The following is a 17,305-nucleotide window of genomic DNA, read 5'->3' on the forward strand; positions in this document are numbered from 1 at the left end:
CCCCGCCCGCCGCGCGCTAGGCGTCCGCGTCCACCTCGGATCAGGGGGTGCGGAGTTCCACCAGGGTGATCTGGGGGTCCGCGCCGACGCGGACCGGCGGGCCCCAGAAGCCCGCGCCGTTGGTGACGTACACCTTCGTGCCGTCGACCTCGCCCAGGCCGGAGACCACCGGCTGTTCGAGGTTCACCAGCAGGTTGAACGGCACGATCTGGCCGCCGTGGGTGTGCCCGGACAGTTGCAGGTCGACGCCGAACTTCGCCGCCTCGACGGCCGCCACCGGCTGGTGGGCGAGCAGCACCACCGGGCGGCCCGGGTCCCGGTCGCCGAGCGCGGCGGCGTAGTCGGCGGGCGCGGCCAGCCCGGTCCCGGCGGCGCTGACGTCGTTCACCCCGGCCAGGTCCAGCACCCCGCCCGGGGTCCGGATCTCCTGCCGGGTGTTCTGGAGCACCCGCAGGCCGAGCCGGTCCACCTCCGGCACCCACTCCTCCACTCCGGAGTAGTACTCGTGGTTGCCGGTGACGAAGAAGCTGCCGTACCGGGAGCGCAGGCCGCGCAGCGGCGCCGCCGCCTCGCCCAGCTCGGCGACCGAGCCGTCGACCAGGTCGCCGACGACCGCGACCAGGTCGGCGTCCAGCCGGTTGATCATCGCCACGATCCGCTCGGTGTGCGCCCGGCCGCGCAGCGGCCCGAGGTGGATGTCCGAGACGGTGGCGATGCGCAGCCCGTCCATGCCGCGCGGCAGCTTGGCCAGCGGGATCCGCACCCGGTCCAGGCGCGGTGGACCCATCGCGTTGCGTACCCCGTAGCCGGTGACCCCGGTGGCCGTGAGGCCCGCGAAGATCGCCGCGCCCCGGGCCAGCAGCAGCCGGCGGGCCGGGTCGTGGTCGGGCTGGTCGACGGCTGCGGCGGCCGGCGGGTCCGCACCGCCGGACGCGCCCACCAGCACCGGCTCGGGAGCGGCGGCGGTCGGTTCGGCGGCGACCACCCGGCGGCGCAGCACCAGCCGGGCGACCAGCATCGGCACCTCCAGCACGAGCAGCGCCACCAGCAGGTAGAACATCACCGCGAGCCACAGATAGCCCGGCCAGGCCAGCCAGAACAGGCCGGCCCGGGTGCCGATCATCGTGGCCGGGACGAGCAGCGCCAGCACCAGCGCGGCGACGGCCCCGGTCCGCCGCCACCGCCCCGGTCCGGTGGTGTCCTTGACGAGCCGCTTCCACAGGTAGAAGTGGAGCAGGCCGACGACGAGCGCCGCGAAGCCCACGAACGTCAGGGTCGCCAACACGGAGCCTCCTCAGCCGCCCGCGAACGGGGGCAGCACGTCGATCGTCACCCCGGCCGGCAGCGGTGCCCGACGATCATGACAGGTCACCCCGTCGACCAGAAAACTCGCCACGGTCAGCACGGCGGCCAGCCGCTCGCCGTGCCGCTCGGCCAGCTCGCCGGCGAGTTCGTCCAGGGACCGCCCGGCGGACGCGGTCTCCTCGGCGGTGCCGGCGGCGGCCCGCGCCCCGGCGAAGTAGCGGACGGTCAGCCGCCCGGTCGGGCGGTCGGGCGTGTCCGGACGCACCGGTCACCCGCCGATCGCGGACATCGGCCGGGCCGGCTGGAGGAAGGCCGGGTCGTCGATGCCGTGCCCGGCCCGCTTGCCCCACATCGCGGTGCGCCAGCGCCGGGCCAACTCCTCGTCGTCCGCCCCGGCGCGCAGCGCCCCGCGCAGGTCGGACTCCTCGGTGGCGAACAGGCAGGCGCGGACCTGGCCGTCCGCGGTGAGCCGGGTGCGGTCGCAGTCGCCGCAGAACGGCCGGGTCACGCTTCCGATCACCCCGACCAGGGCCGGGCCGCCGTCGACCAGCCAGGTCTCGGCCGGGGCGGCGCCCCGCCGGGCCGGGTCCGGGGACAGGTCAAAGCCGGTACGCAGCGCGGCGAGGATCTCGGCGGCGGTGACCATGGTCGACCGGTCCCAGCCGTGCTGGGCGTCCAGCGGCATCTGCTCGATGAACCGCAGCTCGTAGCCGTGGGCCAGGGCGAAGCGGAGCAGCGCGGGGGCCTCGTCGTCGTTGACCCCGCGCATCAGCACGGTATTGATCTTGACCGGGCTGAGCCCGGCGGCGACCGCCCCGGCCAGCCCGGCGAGGACGTCCGCGAGCCGGTCCCGCCGGGTCAGCCGAGCGAACCGGGCGGCGTCGAGGGTGTCCAGCGACACGTTCACCCGGTCCAGCCCGGCGGCCCGCAGGGCGGGGGCCAGCCGGTCCAGCCCGAGGCCGTTCGTGGTCAGCGAGATCCGGGGCCGGGGCTCCAGCGCGGCCACCGCCGCGACGATGCCGACCAGGCCGGGGCGGATCAGCGGCTCCCCGCCGGTGAACCGCACCTCGGTCACCCCGAGGTGCCGCACGGCCAGCCGGACCAGCCGGACGATCTCGTCGTCGGTCAGCAACTGCGGACCGGCCAGCCAGGGCAGTCCCTCGGCCGGCATGCAGTACGTGCAGCGCAGGTTGCACTTGTCGGTCAGCGAGACGCGCAGGTCCCGGGCGACGCGGCCGTACCGGTCGACGAGGACGCCGTCGGTCGGTGGGGCGGCGGTCACCCCTCGACCGTAGCGCGCCCGGCCCCGCGCAACGCGGCGCGGGCGGCCTCGCCGACCGCCTCGCGGTACGCCCCGCCGAACAGGGCGGCGTGCACCAGCAGCAGGTGGAGCTGGTGCAGCGGTATCCGCTCGGGCCACCCGTCGGTCAGCGGCCACGCCTCCCGGTAGGCGCCCATGATCCGGTCGTGGTGCGGCGGCCCGCCGAACAGCGCCAACTGGGCCAGGTCGGTCTCCCGGTGCCCGCCGTGCGCCGCCGGGTCGATCAGCCAGGCCCGCCCGTCGGTCCCCCAGAGCACGTTGCCCGGCCACAGGTCGCCGTGCACCCGGGCCGGCGGCTCGTCCCCGCCGAACTCGCCGATCCGGTCGAGGACCGCCTCCACCAGCGCGGCCTCGACGCTGGTGAGCGCGCCGCCGTCGACCGACGTCCGCAGGTACGGGGCGAGCCGCCGGCGCGCGAACCAGTCCGGCCACGGGCCCGGGTCCGGCGTGTTGTCCTGGGGGAGCGCGGCGATGAAGCCGTGCCAGTCCGCGCCGAAGGCGGCGGCCCCGGCCCGGTGCGTCGCGGCCAGGTCGCGGCCGAACCGCTCGGCGGCCTCGGGCGTCGGCTCGCCGGAGTCGACCCAGTCGAGCGCCAGCAACCCGGGCAGCGCCACCACCACCTCCGGTACGAGGGCCCCGCCGGCCTCCCGCAGCCAGCGCAGCCCGGCCGCCTCGGCGGCGAAGAAGCCCTCCGGCGCCGGCCGCCCGGCCCGCTCCTCCGGCCAGGTCTTGGCGAAGACGGAGTGCCCGTCGTCCAGGGTCAGTCGGGACGCCGCGCAGACGTCCCCGCCGGCGACCGGCGTCTCCCGGATCCGCTGGTGGGTGAGGAAGGTCGGCAGGTGTTCCGGATGCGCCCGGAGGTACGCCAGGTCCATGAGCGCAAGGTAGCCGCTCGGGGCGCTTCCCGTGGGGGTCTCCGGCGTGGTCCGGCGTCAGCGGGACGCGCCGGCCCGTTCCGGCGCCGGTCCCCCACCGGCCGGGTGGAGAAGCGGTTCGATGCCCGGGCGTCCGGTCGACGCACGGTCAGCGGCCCCAGCAGGGGGACCGGGGCTGAGCTGCGCCGATACTCTCCGTGGCTGTGGACAACCCGCGTGTCGTCCACAGGACCCGCCGAGGCGCCCGGACGCGGCCGAGGCTCCCTCCATGACCCGCACCGACCGCCCCCGGCTCACCGTCCGCTCGCCCGCCGACCTCATCGCGGCCGTGCCGTACCTGCTCGGGTTCCATCCCGCCGACAGCGTGGTGGTGGTCGCGATGCGGGGCCGGCGGATCGTCTTCGCCGCCCGGGCGGACCTGCCGGGCCCGGGTGACGACCCGCTCGACCCGGCCGCCCACCTGGCCGGCGTCATCGCCCGGCAGGGCGCGGAGTCCGCCACCGTGCTCGGCTACGGGGACGCCTCCCGGGTCACCCCGGCCGTCGACGCGGTACGCGGGTCGCTGGCCGCCGCCGGGCTGACCGTGCTGGACGCCCTGCGGGTCACCGACGACCGCTACTGGTCCTACCTGTGCGACGAGCCGACCTGCTGCCCGCCCGAGGGCACCCCGTACGACACCGGGGCCAGCGAGGTCAGCGCGGCGGCGGTCTTCGCCGGTCAGGTGGCCCTGCCCGACCGGGCGGCCCTGACCGCGCAGGTGGCCCCGTTCGGTGGCCCGGCCCGGGTGGCGATGCGCCGGGCGGTCGACCGTGCCGAACGCCGGCTGGCGGCTCTGCTGGTCGGGGCGTCCGAGGCCGACCTGCTCGGCGGTCGGGCACTGCGCCGGGCCGGCGTGGACGCCGTCCGCGCCGCCCTGCGCCGGCGCCGGCGGGGCGAGCGACTCACCGACGACGAGGTGGCCTGGCTGACCCTGCTCCTCACCCACCTGCCGGTCCGCGACCACGCCTGGGAACGCACCGACGGGCGGGAGCGGGACCTCGCCCTCTGGACCGACGTCCTGCGCCGCGCCGAGCGGGACCTGATCGCCGCGCCGGGTTCCCTGCTGGCCTTCGCCGCCTGGCGGGCCGGGCAGGGGGCGCTCGCGGCGGTGGCACTGGAACGGGTGCTGGAGGCGCACCCGGACTACTCGCTCGCCCTGCTCCTCGACGACCTGCTGCGCCGCGGGGTTCCCCCGTCCCAGCTCGACGGCTGGCCGACGACCGGCGCGCCCGGCGTGCTCCGCCCCCGCCGACGCCGCGACTGACGAGCCGGTTGGCCGGGGGAGGGCGGGCGTGGCGCTTCCGGATCTCCCCTTCGGCTCCGCCTCCGCCTTACGTTCTGCCAGACCTGCGAACCGCCCAGCAGCCGTCACTCCGGAGCCGATCTTGCACTGTAAAGTGAAGGAAAATCGAAAGTCGATTTCTAGTACCGCAGGTCAGAATGGCTGCTCCCCGCGTTCACATGCGGTAGGTCAGGCTTGCTCAGGTTGTGCTGGTTGGGCGTCTGCCCAAAGCGCCTCAAAGTGCTCTACGTAACGGTCGAACGGGCCGCCAGCTTCGCGGCGGCGAAGGTGCAGCGTCACCGAATCCTGGCCCAGCCCTGCACCAATATGGGTCGCGACGATGGCTTCGTCGTCGAACACCCAGACCGACATGGCGATGTGCCGGTCAGACATTCGCACTGGCAGAACGGTCGGCGACTTCGCGATCTCCGCCTGCGACATCGCGATTCGCGTCGCGAGGGTCAGCGGCGTCGCCTCGACACGCTCGCGCCCGGTGGTGACAGGACTTGCTGGATCGCCGAGCAGGAACCGTACGTCCGCGCCATCGCGGGCCTTTGTGCCCAGCATGGCGGCGGCTTTGGGCACCTCAAGCCACACGAAGTAGCTCGTGTAGCCCCCGAACCACAATCGTGATTCTGCATGTTCGATCAACTCGCGGAAGAGGGTGCGCGGTAGGTCGGACCGGCGGGCGTAGACGCCGACTAGCTCACGGTCGGATCCAACCTTGACCGCGCGACGCACAACTTCAGGCCACAGCACGCCAACATCTTTACCCAGCACCTGGGCGACACGCACCCGGGAACGTGGATGAGGAATGCGGCCTCGGCTGATCCACCGTTCCACGGTCTTCGCGTCCACATCGCACTTGGCGGCGAGATCGCCAACGGTCAGACCTGCCACGATGAGCGCCTCGCGCAGGGCTTCGTTCCTTGGCATCACCAGGGACCTTTCCTAGACGTCCCCTGATGGTCGCACGTCGGCGGTTCAACCGTCCGTGAGTTGTTGAGAGCGTTCCGTGTGGGACGGCGTGGCCGGGTGGAGGGGTATCCGGCGGTCGCGTTCGTCGAGGGGGCCGCCCCGGTCCTTCCCTGCGCGTGACGAGCGGGCGGCCCCCTCTCCAATCTCGACGGAGAGGGGAAGCCATGTCGCACCGAGGTGGGCGGCACCGGTCCCGGCGGGGCTGGCACTGTGCCTGTCAGGTCTGCCGGGCGTACCGCGCGGCGAAGCCGAAGCCCGATCCCGCGCCGGCCGATCCGAGGCCAGCGCCGAGGCCGGCCCCGCCGCCCCGGGATCCGGTTCCGTACGACCCGCCGCTGGTCGGCCGGATGATCCCGCCGTACCGGGGACCACGCAACGACGTGTCGACGCGGGTCACCCGGGGCCTGGCCGGCGAGCTGCGTACCCCGGCGCAGCTCAGGCGGGAGAACGAGGGCCGGCGGTGAGGCATCGGAACCCACGAGCACCCCGCCCGGGGCGTGCCGGCTCACCGGCCCTGGCGGACCACTTCCCCCTCGGGCCGGCGTGGACCTGCAGGCGTTGCGGGCGGCCGTACCCCTGCCCGACCTGGACCGGGTTCCCGCTGGACAACCGGCTCCGGACCGCGCTGCTGTTGCAGGGGTTCCTGCGGATGGTGCAGCAGGCCGTCCGCGACCTTCGCGGCCGACCGGACAGCCCGACGCCCCGGAGATCGTCCGGCGCTTCCTGTGGTTCGTGCCGCTGACCGACGACGAGGCGCGGGCGATCGCGCCGCGGGTGCGCTGATGTCCCGCGCCGCCCGCCCGCACCTGCCGGTCCGCCCGATCTGGCTGTGCCGCGTCTGCGGCCACCCGTGGCCGTGCGGCGAGGCACGGCTGTCGCTGCTGGTCGAGTACCAGGGCAACCGGACCGCCCTGCTGATCTACCTGGCCACGCTGAAGGAGGAGGCGGCGACACAGCTCGCGCAGTTGACGCCCGGCACGCCACCGACCGACCTGACCGATCGCTTCATTTACTGGGCACGTGCTCGCGGACAGCGCCTCTTGACCGGGGCCGCATCCGCTGCAACTGGCGGCAACTCTGGGGCGAGCCGCACAACCTCATTGATCGTCTGCACTTGAGGGAGACGACACGCCGTGCGGAGTGTCCGTTATCGACAAACGATCATGCGCAGCGAGCGTGTGTGTGGGGCTGAGGATGGATGCAATGCCCTCGGCGTCGGCCGCTCCCGATATTCACCCGTGTGCAGTGTGCAGCTGATAGATCATGTCGGCGTGGCAGATGTCGTCGAGATCCACGTACCGCTGGTGCCGACCCCGGGTCTGCCGGTGGACGCCTATCCATTCCCCTGGATCGAGCGGATCGAGGACTTCCTGGTTGGCCTTGATGAGGAGGGACAGGTCGAGGTGCCGGACGACGGCGAGCAGTACGACGACAACTACGTCTTCTTCATTGCCGGAGCGGACGAGGACGTACTGCTCGCGGCGGCCTCCCGGGTGGCTGCGCTCGACGGTGTGCCTACCGGCGCCTTCGCCATGGTCACCAGAGACGATGCCGAAGAGATGGGCCTGGGACGACGCGTCGACCTGCCGTTGCCCGACCCGTCAGCGAACGGGGCGCATGCGTGATCCCGTCGAGGCCACCGACTTCGAACTGACGGCTGGCCGGGTGGTCGACAACGGCGGAGGTGGACGCGTCGTCTGGGTGGTATGACGTCGTCCGGAGCGGCAGGACAGGAAGGAGGTGGATCGTGGCACGCGGACGTCCGGCGGACGCGGGGCGAGCCCGGGTCCTCGTGGTCGGCGATGTCCACGGCGAGTTCGAGCTGCTTGCCGGGTGGTCGGCGGCTGTCGGTGAGGCGCTCGGCCCGCTCGACGCCATTCTCGCCGTCGGCGACGTCGAGCCCAACCGCGACGAGACCGACGCGGCAGGGGTGCACGGGCCGGCGAAGTACCGCAGGGTCGGCGACTTCCCGCTGCTCGTGGAGGGGCTGCTCGACCTGGGTGCCCCGCTGCACTTCATCGGCGGCAACCACGAGCCCTGGCCCGCGTTGGACGCGGCCGGCCCCGGCCGGTGGAGCGAGGGCGTCCACTTCCTGGGCCGCGCGGGGGTAACCGAGGTCGCCGGCCTGCGGGTGGCGTTCCTGTCCGGCATCCACTCGCCCCGCATCACCGACGTCCCCAGGGCGCGGCGGGACACCGCCAGGGAGCGCACCTACTACACGGCCGAGGAGGTGCACCAGGTGAGTCGGGCGGCCCGTCGTGCGGGCGCGGTCGACGTCCTGCTCACCCACGACTGGCCGGCCGGGCTCACCGGGCCGCGCCGGAACGGCCCGGTCGGCCGGGCCGAGCTGCGTACGTTGTGCGAACGCCTCCGGCCGCGGTGGCACTTCTGCGGGCACATGCACGACCGGCACCGGGGGGCCATCGGGCCCACGGAGATCGTGTGTCTCGGTCACATCCGCAGCGGGCCGCAGGCGTTCGCCGTCATCGAACGAGAGCCTGACGGCCGGCTGGTGCTCGTCGAGGATGTCACCGGGGCGGCCCGGAACCCGATCCGCCCGGACCACCTCACGCCGTGACCGTCCGTCGTCGAGCGGCAAGACCTGCGGCGACCGACGTTGTCAGTGGTCGATCCGGTGTGGCCCCGTGTAGACGTTCATGGTCCGGCCGCGCAGGAAGCCGACCAGGGTCATCCCCGCCTCCTCGGCCAGGTCGGCGGCCAGGGTGCTGGGGGCGGAGACCGCCGCGAGCAGCGGCAGCCCGGCCATCCACGCCTTCTGCGTCAGTTCGAAGCTGGCCCGGCCGGAGACCAGCAGCAGGTGCCCGGCCAGGGGCAGGCGGCGCTCCCGCACCGCCCAGCCGACCACCTTGTCGACGGCGTTGTGCCGGCCGACGTCCTCGCGCAGCACCACCAGCTCCCCGGCGCCGGTGAACAGCCCGGCCGCGTGCAGGCCACCGGTGCGGTCGAAGTTGCGCTGCGCCGCCCGCAGCCGGTCCGGCAGCTCGGCCAACAGCCCGGCCGGGACGCTCAGCGGGTCGTCCGCGACAGCGAACCGGGAGCGGGTCCGCACGGCGTCGATGCTGGCCTTCCCGCACACCCCGCAGGAGCTGGTGGTGTAGAAGTTGCGGGTCTGGTCGGCGGCCGGTTCCGGCACGCCGGGGGCGAGCACCACGTCCACCACGTTGTACGTGTTCGGCGTGTCCGCGCCCGCGCAGAGCTGGGCGGTGTGCACGTCGGCGGCGGACCGGATCAGTCCCTCGGTCAGCAGGAACCCGATCGCCAGGTCCAGGTCGTCGCCAGGGGTGCGCATGGTCACCGCCAGCGGTCGCCGCCGGCCGGGGCCGCCCGGCCCGACCCGGATCTCCAGCGGCTCCTCCACGGAGAGGCTGTCCGGCCGGCGTACCGCACCCCGGGCCGGGTCGGCCGCTTCGAGGTCGATCCGCAGCACGCTGCGCCGGTCAGTGGCCCGTCCCATCCCGCCATCCTGCCGCAACGGCCCGGACGGGACCACGTGTCCACCCGTGGCGTCGGCCGGACGGGTCGGCAGGCGTCGGCCGGTCAGGCGGGTCAGGCGGGTCAGGAGGTGGCGGCCGGGCCGGCGGGCTCCTCGGCCTCGCCGGACAGGCTGCTCTCCAGCCAGCTCACCACGAGTTCCGTGACCGCGTCGGGCGGGGGCATGGCGATGCCGACGGCGTTCTCGCGCTGCCACAGTTCGAAGATCACCCGCTCCTGCGGCTCGACGACGGTGTGGCCCTCGTCGCGCAGCGTCTCCACGTGGCGTTGGGTGATCCGCTTCGTCCACATCGACTTGTTCATGCTCGGGAAGAAGATCGCCGGCCGCTCGCTGGCCAGCAGGACGGTCTGCGCGGGGGTGCCGGCCAGGCCGAGCGCCGCCGCGGCGATCGTGCCGGCGGTCGCCGGCAGCACGACGATGCCGAGCGAGCGCTTGGCGAACTCGGTGGGGTTCAGCGCGGGATCGCCGCTGGCGAACACCTCGTCCGCGTACCACGCGGCCACCTGGGGCTGCACGAACCGCTCGGCGCTGGCGGTGAGCAGCACCCGTAGCGGCAGATCGATCTCCTGGCGCAGCCAGGACAGGTACCCGGAGGCCGCCATCGCGGCGCTGGAGCCGCAGATGATGACCGAAAGCGCGTCGTCTCGCATGCGGACAGCGTTCCGGCGGCGGGACGCCGCGGACATGGGGGAACGACCCCATCTTCGCCGCGCCTCCGGGGCGGGAGTTTGGGGGCTGTTCCCCATGCCGCCCGGGGCGTCCGGCTGGCAGGTTCGTCCTCAGCCGGCCGCCCCCACGACCCGCCGGCCGAGGAGGTGAACGGCATGAAGAAGATCACGATCCGCAAGACGGGCTCCATCAAGCTCACCACGTCGGCGCCGCTGTACTGCACGGACTGCTGCTGACCGGTCCGGCCGTCCCGGCGCGTCTGCGTGCCGGGACGGCCGTCGCCGGGCCCACGCCCTGGAGGAACCATGTCAACCACCCGCCTGGAGTTCCATCCGCTCACCTACGTGACGGAGCGGGACGGGGTCACGGTCGGCCGGATCGACGCCGCGTCCTTCGCCGTGCTGCCCGAGGACGGGGTCGCGCTGCTGCGCCGCCTCGCCGACGGGATGCCGGTCGGCGAGGCGGAGCAGTGGTACCGGCGCACCTTCGGGGAGCCCGTCGACATGGCCGACTTCGTCGACACGCTGCGCGAACTCGGCTTCATCCGGGCCGACGGGGAACCACCAGCCCGGCCGCCCGAGGTCCGCTTCCGGCGGCTCGGCCGCGCGGCCTTCTCCCCGCTGGCCTGGGCGGCGTACGCGCTGATCGTGACCGCCGCCGCCGTGGCCATGGTGAGCCGGCCGGAGCTGCGTCCGCACGCCCGGAACGTCTTCTTCGTCCCGTCACTGCTCGCCGTGCAGCTCGGGCTGGCCCTGTGCCAGTCGCCGGGCATCCTGTGGCACGAGTGGTACCACCTGCTCGCCGCCCGCAGGCTCGGCCTGCCCACCCGGATGCGGGTCGGCCGCCGGCTCTACTACGCGGTGGTGGAGACCGAGCTGGACGCCCTGCTCACCGTTCCCGCCCGGCAGCGCTACCTGCCGATGCTGGCCGGGCTGCTGGCCGACGCGGTGCTCTTCGGCGCGCTGGTGCTCGTCGCCTGGGCCGGCCTGTCCGACGGCCTGTCCTGGCCGGGACGGCTGGCGCTGGCGGTGGCGTACACCGTCCTGCTGCGGATGTCCTGGCAGTTCTACGTCTTCCTGCGCACCGACCTGTACTACGTGGCGACCACGGCACTGGGCTGCACCAACCTGCACGAGGTGAGCCGGGCCTGGCTGCGCGACCGGTTCGCCTGGCTGCCCTGGGTGCGCCCGTCCGACGAGCCCCCGGACGACTGGTCCCCGCGCGACCGGCAGCTCGCGCCCTGGTTCGCGCTGATCACCTGCGGCGGGGTCGTGGCGCTGCTGGTGACCGTCACGCTGTGGACCGCTCCGCTGGTGCTGGAGTTCGCCTCCCGGGTCGTCTCCGCCCTGGTGAACGGCTCCCCCACCGGCCCCGGCTTCTGGGACTCGATCGGGTCGCTGCTGCTGGTCGCCTTCGAGATCGTGCTGCTGCCGCTGCTCGCCGGCCGCTCCCGGCGGCGGGCCGCCCCCGCACCGGACCCGGCGCCGGCGGGCTGACGGCGCCCCGCCCGGCCACCCCCGACACCCACCGCGACGCAAGGTCCATCCCAACGGAGGAGCAAGGCATGACTGCACACCAATGGCGGATCGGGCCGGCGCCGGTCGACGGCGAGCAGGTCGATATCGCGGTCGACTGTCACCGGGGGCTGCGCGGTCCCTACACCGGTCTGGGCAGCCTGCTGCGGCTGGTCGTACCCGAGGCAAACGGACGCTGGCCGGACCTCGTCCAGCGGCACCTGACCGAGATCCTGTCCGCCGCCCCGGAGCTGCGCGGGGCGATCGACGCGGCGCCCGAGACGCTCACCTCCCTGGCGGTGCCCGAGGAGCGGACCCGGATCTACCCCGCCAACCGCACCCGCCGCCTGGCGCACGGCGCGACGGAGTTCCTCGCCGGGTACGCCGCCCGCGCCGGCCGCCTCCCGCTGCGGCTCGCGTTCGACCGGGTGGACCAGGCGGACCCCACCGACCAGGAGTTCCTCGCCATCTTCCTGCGCCGGGTGCGGCCGGACGTGGTGCGGGTGCTGATCGGCACCGACGGCGGTGCGCTGGAGCCCGAGCTGACCGCGGCCCTCGACCGGTACGCGGGGCGGCTGCCGGAGCTGACCCGGGTCGCCGGCCGGCCCGGACGCGGCCCGGCGGAACTGCTCCGGGCGTACGTCGACGCGGACGGCACCTCCACGGACCCGGCCGAGCTGGCCGCGTACCGGCAGGCCGACCCGCAGGCGCGGGTGGCGCTGCACGACGCCCGCGCCGCGCTGTTGCGCGGGCGGGGCGAGTGGAGCCTGGAGCTCGGCGCGATCCCCTGGCACCTGGAACGCGGCAGCGATCCCGCCGGGGCCGGCGCGGAGGCGCTGTACGAGGCGGCGCGGCACTGCGGTGCGCTGGGGTACTACCACGCGGTGATCGACTACGGGACCCGTGGCCGGGCCATCGTCGATCCCGACACGCAGATGGAGCGGTTCTGGCTGCTCAGCACGCGGGCGAGTTCGGCGATGGTGGTGCTCGGCCGCACCGTCGAGGCGGAGCCGACCTACCTCGACCTGCGCAGCCGGTACGCGGAGCCGGAGCTGCAGATGTCCACCGGCTACGCGCTGGCCATGCTCTACACCCGCTTCCACCCGGCGGAGCTGAGGGACCACCACCTGGCCCGGGGCTACATCAACAACTCCATCGCGATCGCCTCGCTGCTGCCCGACCCGCAGAAACGCGCCTTCCACTCCGTGTTCCAGAACAACGGCCTGGCGCTGATCGAGATGCGGCTGGGCCGGCTGCCGGCGGCGCTGCGCCTGGTCGACGACGGGCTCAACCGGCTCGACCGGGAACTGCCCGGCGACAAGCACCGGCTGCACCGCTCGGTGCTGGTGCACAACCGGGGCAAGGCGTACCTCGCCCTGGGCCGGCTGGACGAGGCGCTGACGGACCTGACCAACGTCATCGAGCTGGACCCGAACTACGCCGACTACTACTTCGACCGGGCCGACGTACGGCGGCGGCTGGGCGACCTGACCGGCGCGGTCGCCGACTGCGACACGGCGATCAGCCTGTCGCCGCCCTTCTTCGAGCTGTACTACAACCGGGCCGACCTCAAGGCCGAGCTGGGCGACCTGGCCGGGGCGATCGCCGACTTCGGCTACGTGGTCGAGCTGGAACCCGACCAGCTCGACGCCCGGGTGAACCTGATCAGCCTGCTGCTCGACGAGGGATCGGTCGACGCCGCCCGGCCGCACGTCGAGGAGGGACTGCTCCGCCACCCCGGCGACGCCCGGCTGCTGCACCTGCGCGGCGTGCTGGCGGTGACGGACGGCGCGGAGGCGGACGCCCGGCGGTACCTCGACGAGGCGTTGGCGGCCGACCCGGAACTGGTCGCCGCGCTGGCCAGCCGGGCCGCCCTGGCCTTCGACGGCGGGGACCACGAGCGGGCCGTGGCCGACCTGACGGCCGCCCTCGCCGTGGACGCGGACAACCCGGACCTGCTGTACAACCGCGGGTTCGTCCACGAGGCGGCGGGCCGGTGGGCCGAGGCGGTCGCGGACTACAGCCGGGCGTTGGAGGTGCCCGGCGCGGACCGGGAGGAACTGTTCAGCCGGCGCGCCCGCTGCCACGCCGAACTCGGCGACGCCGAGGCCTCCCAGGCCGACCGGGCGGCCGGCGCCGGGCAGCCGAACCTGGCCGACCGGGCGGCCGGTGCTGGGCAGCCGAACCTGGCCGGCGCGCGATGACCACCACGGCCTCCCGGCGCGCCGGGGCGGGGGCCGTCCGGGTCCCACCGGGGGACCCCGCCCCGGCCGCGCCGCCGTCCCCCGGGGCCGAGCCGGCCCGGAGCGCCCCCTCCGGCGGCTCAGGGCCGACCCGCTCCGCCCCGGCCGGCCGCCCCGAGCCGGCGCGGGCGGCCCCGGTCAGTGGCCCCGAGCTGCGGGAGTTCATGCGCAACTGGGCCACCGGCGTGGCGGTGGTCACCAGCCGGCTGGCCGGGCGGCCGGTCGGCTGCACGGTGAACGCGTTCACCTCGGTCTCGCTGCGCCCGCCGCTGCTGCTCGTCTCGCTGGCCCGTACGAGCCGGACGTTGACCGCGATCACCGCCGAGGGAGGCTTCGCGGTGAACCTGCTGGACCGCCGGCAGCGGGACCTGGCCGACCGGTTCGCGACCGCCACCGGGGACCGCTTCGCCGGGGTGGCGCACCGCACGGTCGACGGGCTGCCCCTGCTCGACGGGGCCATGGCGGTGGCGGTGTGCGCGGTGACCCAGTTCATCGGCGCCGCCGACCACATGCTGGTGCTCGGCTCCCCGTACTGGTGCGAGGCCGGGGACGACGCGGACCCGGCCCTCTTCCTCGGTGGCCGCTACTGGACGGTCAGTCCGGCGTGACCTCGTCCCGGACCCGGGCGGCGTAACGGCTGAGCGCCGCCCGGTTCGCCTGCTCGGTCTTGGCGATCAGGCTCGCCACGTGCTTCTCGACGGTACGCGGCGAGATGAACAGCTCGCTGGCGATGCTGCGGTTGTCGGACCAGTCCGCCATGAGTTGGAGCACCTCGTACTCCCGCTCGGTGACCCCGATCAACCGCAGCGGCTGCGGCACCCGGCTCGTGGTGCGGCGGTACGGCACCACCACGCCGAGGCGGCGCAGGTGGGCCCGGCAGGCGCGGGCCGGGGCCGGCAGCCCCGCCCGGCAGAAGTACTCCTCGGCGCCGCGCAGCCAGTCGACCGGGTCCCCCCACCGGTCCGCGTGGGCCGCCGGCGCGACGAGTCGCAGGCCGAGGTGGACCGCCACCGGGTGGGCCTGGGCCCGCCGCACCGCCGTCACCGTCGCCCCGGCCGCCTCCCGCTCGCCCTGCCGACCGAGCAGCACCGCCTTCGCCAGCAGCACGAACTGCCGGTTCCAGTGCAGCCGCCCGGCCGGCGCCGCCCCGACCTCGCAGCACCGGCGCCAGTCGGCGTCGCCGTCCAGCACCCCGAGCAGCAGGCCGAGTCCCTGGTGGCCGGTGAGCGGGTAGGGCGCCGGTCGCTCGGCGTCGTACGCCGCCGCCCGGTCCAGCTCCCGGCGGGCCCGCCCCGGGTCCTCCTCCAGCAGGGCGCACACCGCGGCGGCCATGCCGTGGGCGAGGGCGGCGAACGGCTGGCCCTCTCCGTCGTCCGCGAGGCCGGCCAGTACCGCGTCCAGCTCGTGCCGCCGCCCCCGGTGTCCGGCGCACACCGCGCGGACCAGCGCCAGCAGCGGCGCGCTGTCGCCCAGCCCGAGCCGGTGCGCCTCGGCCGCGCTCTCCTGGACGAGCCGCTCGGCCTCGGTGTACTCGGCCCGCAGCGCGTGGTCCCAGGCGAGCCGGACGTCGACCGCGTGCCGCACGGCCGAGGCGCCCGTCCGTCGGGCCCGCTCGGTGGCGCGCAGCAGCGCGTCGGTGTCCCCGGTGAGCAGCCACCGCTGCTCGGCGAGCAGCACCGCGGCCCGGTTGCGCCACAGCGGCAGGTGGTGCCGCTCGGCGAGCCGGTTCATCCGGGCGAAGCAGGACTGGGCCTCGTCCGCGCCCTGCCTGCGGGCCAGCACCCCGCGCACCTGCCAGCCGAGGCAGGCGACGCCCGGCAGCCCGGCGCGCTCGGCCTTCTGCACGGCGTGCGCGGCGAGCCGGGCGGCCCGCTCCGGCGCGTCCGGGCAGAGGTGGGCGGCGGCGACGGCGTCGACGGCCGCGGTCTGCCGCTCGTGGGCGCCGGGGCCGAGCACCGTACGGGCGGCGTCGAGCTGCGTGGCGGCGTCGGCGCGGCGGCCGGCGAGGAGAGCGAGCCGGGCGAACAGGACGTGCACCGCCGCCAGCCGCTCGGGCGGGACGGCCGGATGGCAGAGGTCGTCGAGGTTGTCGAGCAGCCGTAACCCGCGCCGGGCCTCGCCGCTCTCCACCAGTGCGCAGAGCAGCTCGTGCAGCACATCGGCGCGGAGCGGGCTGTCGGCCGACGCCTGCGCCAGCCGCCACGCCCGGTCGAGGGTCTCGGTCGCCGCCCGGAGCCGCCCGGCGTTGAGGTCCCGGCGCCCGGCCAGGGCGAGCAGCCGTACGGCGCCCCGCACGTCACCGGCGAGCTGGGTGAGCCGGGCGGTGAACCGGCACCACTCCCCGGGCAGGCCCGGGTGCAGCTCGTTCACCGCGTCGACCGACTGGTAGGCGAGCGCGGCCTGGTCGGTGGGGGTGAGCTGGCCGAGCAGCGCGACGGCTGTCGTCATGGTGCGGAAGGCGTACCAGTCGTGGTCGTGCCCCTCGGCGGCGAGCAGGCCGGCGGCGACGGCGGCGCGCAGGTGCCCGAGCAGGTCGTCCTGTTCCATCCGCAGCGCCCGGCCGAGCACGGAGATCGGGAACCGCTCGCCGATCACGGCCGCGGCGGTGAGCAGGTGCCGGCCGGCGGGACCGAGCCGGTCGGCCTGGTCGGTGACGCTGTGCCGCACGGTCGGCGGAATCTCGGTGTGCACCTCGTCGACCAGGCGGCACCCGCCGGACTCCACCACCAGCGTGCCGCTGTCGCGCATGGCGCGCAGCAGCTCCGTGGCCAGGAAGGGGTTGCCGGCGCTGTCGCGGCAGAGCCGGTCCAGGACCGGCTCCGGTATCCGCTCCGGTTCCAGGCCCAGCCGGGACGCCGCCAGCAGGTGCACGGCCCGGCGGCCCAGTGGCTCCAGCCGCAGGATGGTGCCGCTGCACCGCCGGCCTAGCGCCTGCGCCAGGTCCCACGCCGGCCCGGGCTCGGGCCGGAGGGTGGCCAGCAGCAGGGTGCCCTGGTCGGCGATGTTGTCGGCCAGGTACTCGACCACCGCCAGCGTCGCCGGGTCGGTGTCGTGCAGGTCCTCCAGCGCGAGCAGGCAGCCCCGGCCGGTGCCGGTTACCGAGAGCAGCCGCAGCACCGCCTCGGCGAGCAGCACGGGGGGCGGCGCGGTCGCCGCGGTCTCCGCCGACCGGTACTCCGGGATGAGATCGCCGAGGGCGGACCGGTAGGGCCGCAGGCTGGCGTGCTCCAGGATCGGTTCGGTGCGGAACAGCAGGGCCAGCGCCTCGGTCAGGGGGCGCAGGGCCACCGCCCGGAAGGTCGAGCCCGCCCGGCCGAGCAGCACGCCCATCCCGGACCGCCGGCCCTGGTGGGTCGCCTCCAACGTCAACCGGGACTTGCCCATGCCGTCGCCGCCGACCAGGAAGATCGTGCCGCCGCAGCCCCGCCGGGCCTGGGCCAGCGCCTCGTGCAGGAGGACGCGTTCCCGGTCCCGGCCGACCAGGGTGGGCAGTTCCGGACGCTCTCCTGCTGGCATGTGCACCTGTCCCTCCGTCCAACGTCGAAGAGCGTGGCGCCCCGGCCCC

The 17,305-nt window shown here is 74.7% G+C and carries 16 protein-coding genes; 8 read left to right on the forward strand and 8 right to left on the reverse strand.

Going from position 1 to position 17,305, the window contains the following annotated elements:
- Window positions 1–40: 40 nt before the first annotated feature.
- From OOK41_RS02800 to OOK41_RS02815, 4 genes are read right to left on the reverse strand one after another with little or no spacing between them, the layout of a single operon-like run.
- Window positions 41–1,285 carry a metallophosphoesterase gene (locus OOK41_RS02800; protein WP_165878083.1) on the reverse strand — a complete coding sequence of 415 codons (1,245 nt, stop codon included), beginning with the start codon at window positions 1,283–1,285 and terminating at the stop codon, window positions 41–43.
- Window positions 1,286–1,294: 9 nt separating this feature from the next.
- Window positions 1,295–1,570 (reverse strand): MoaD/ThiS family protein, encoded by a 276-nt coding sequence (locus OOK41_RS02805; protein WP_266262862.1) that lies wholly within the window; start codon window positions 1,568–1,570, stop codon window positions 1,295–1,297.
- A 3-nt stretch (window positions 1,571–1,573) separates the two neighbouring features.
- Entirely contained in the window at window positions 1,574–2,587 is a 1,014-nt protein-coding gene (gene moaA / locus OOK41_RS02810; RefSeq protein WP_117668176.1) for a GTP 3',8-cyclase MoaA, read from the reverse strand.
- Window positions 2,584–3,501 carry a fructosamine kinase family protein gene (locus tag OOK41_RS02815; RefSeq protein WP_266262863.1) on the reverse strand — a complete coding sequence of 306 codons (918 nt, stop codon included), beginning with the start codon at window positions 3,499–3,501 and terminating at the stop codon, window positions 2,584–2,586. The genes moaA and OOK41_RS02815 overlap by 4 nt, the downstream gene beginning before the upstream one ends.
- A 268-nt stretch (window positions 3,502–3,769) precedes the next feature.
- On the opposite strand from OOK41_RS02815, the gene OOK41_RS02820 reads away from it, so the two are divergent.
- Window positions 3,770–4,804 carry a DUF4192 domain-containing protein gene (locus OOK41_RS02820; protein WP_117668178.1) on the forward strand — a complete coding sequence of 345 codons (1,035 nt, stop codon included), beginning with the start codon at window positions 3,770–3,772 and terminating at the stop codon, window positions 4,802–4,804.
- Between the two features lie 207 nt (window positions 4,805–5,011).
- On the opposite strand, the gene OOK41_RS02825 is transcribed toward OOK41_RS02820, so the two are convergent.
- The gene (locus OOK41_RS02825; RefSeq protein WP_266262864.1) at window positions 5,012–5,758 is read right to left on the reverse strand and encodes a helix-turn-helix transcriptional regulator; all 747 of its coding nucleotides are present in this window, start codon (window positions 5,756–5,758) and stop codon (window positions 5,012–5,014) included.
- 206 nt (window positions 5,759–5,964) lie between these two features.
- Here OOK41_RS02825 and OOK41_RS02830 point away from each other — a divergent pair, with 206 nt between their 5' ends.
- From OOK41_RS02830 to OOK41_RS02845, 4 genes are all read left to right on the forward strand, one after another.
- Complete coding sequence (locus tag OOK41_RS02830; RefSeq protein WP_266262865.1) at window positions 5,965–6,264, forward strand: hypothetical protein; 300 nt, start codon at window positions 5,965–5,967, stop codon at window positions 6,262–6,264.
- Between the two features lie 318 nt (window positions 6,265–6,582).
- Window positions 6,583–6,918 carry a flavin reductase gene (locus OOK41_RS02835; protein ID WP_266262866.1) on the forward strand — a complete coding sequence of 112 codons (336 nt, stop codon included), beginning with the start codon at window positions 6,583–6,585 and terminating at the stop codon, window positions 6,916–6,918.
- Between the two features lie 153 nt (window positions 6,919–7,071).
- On the forward strand, window positions 7,072–7,425 hold the full coding sequence (locus OOK41_RS02840) for a hypothetical protein (RefSeq protein ID WP_266262867.1): 354 nt from the start codon (window positions 7,072–7,074) through the stop codon (window positions 7,423–7,425).
- A 122-nt stretch (window positions 7,426–7,547) separates the two neighbouring features.
- Window positions 7,548–8,378, forward strand: coding sequence for a metallophosphoesterase (locus OOK41_RS02845; protein WP_266262868.1), 831 nt, complete (start codon window positions 7,548–7,550; stop codon window positions 8,376–8,378).
- Between the two features lie 42 nt (window positions 8,379–8,420).
- Here the strand turns inward: OOK41_RS02845 and fdhD are convergent, their stop codons facing one another.
- Both fdhD and OOK41_RS02855 read right to left on the reverse strand, forming a co-directional pair.
- Complete coding sequence (fdhD, locus tag OOK41_RS02850) at window positions 8,421–9,275, reverse strand: formate dehydrogenase accessory sulfurtransferase FdhD (protein ID WP_266262869.1); 855 nt, start codon at window positions 9,273–9,275, stop codon at window positions 8,421–8,423.
- 101 nt (window positions 9,276–9,376) lie between these two features.
- Complete coding sequence (locus tag OOK41_RS02855) at window positions 9,377–9,964, reverse strand: flavoprotein (RefSeq protein ID WP_117668181.1); 588 nt, start codon at window positions 9,962–9,964, stop codon at window positions 9,377–9,379.
- A 324-nt stretch (window positions 9,965–10,288) separates the two neighbouring features.
- Between OOK41_RS02855 and OOK41_RS02860 the strand changes: the two genes are divergently transcribed.
- The 3 genes from OOK41_RS02860 to OOK41_RS02870 all read left to right on the forward strand — a co-directional run bounded on the left by OOK41_RS02860 (window position 10,289) and on the right by OOK41_RS02870 (window position 14,348).
- Entirely contained in the window at window positions 10,289–11,479 is a 1,191-nt protein-coding gene (locus OOK41_RS02860; RefSeq protein WP_266262870.1) for a hypothetical protein, read from the forward strand.
- A gap of 68 nt (window positions 11,480–11,547) precedes the next feature.
- Complete coding sequence (locus tag OOK41_RS02865; RefSeq protein ID WP_266262871.1) at window positions 11,548–13,701, forward strand: lipopolysaccharide assembly protein LapB; 2,154 nt, start codon at window positions 11,548–11,550, stop codon at window positions 13,699–13,701.
- A complete protein-coding gene (locus tag OOK41_RS02870; protein WP_266262872.1) occupies window positions 13,698–14,348 on the forward strand; it encodes a flavin reductase family protein in 651 nt (216 codons plus the stop codon). Before OOK41_RS02865 ends, OOK41_RS02870 begins: the two co-directional genes overlap by 4 nt.
- On the opposite strand, the gene OOK41_RS02875 is transcribed toward OOK41_RS02870, so the two are convergent.
- Window positions 14,335–17,256 (reverse strand): AAA family ATPase, encoded by a 2,922-nt coding sequence (locus OOK41_RS02875; protein WP_266262873.1) that lies wholly within the window; start codon window positions 17,254–17,256, stop codon window positions 14,335–14,337. The genes OOK41_RS02870 and OOK41_RS02875 overlap by 14 nt on opposite strands.
- Window positions 17,257–17,305 lie beyond the last annotated feature (49 nt).

It is taken from the genome of Micromonospora sp. NBC_01655, assembly GCF_026339755.1.
In the GTDB taxonomy this organism is placed as follows: Bacteria; Actinomycetota; Actinomycetes; order Mycobacteriales; family Micromonosporaceae; genus Micromonospora.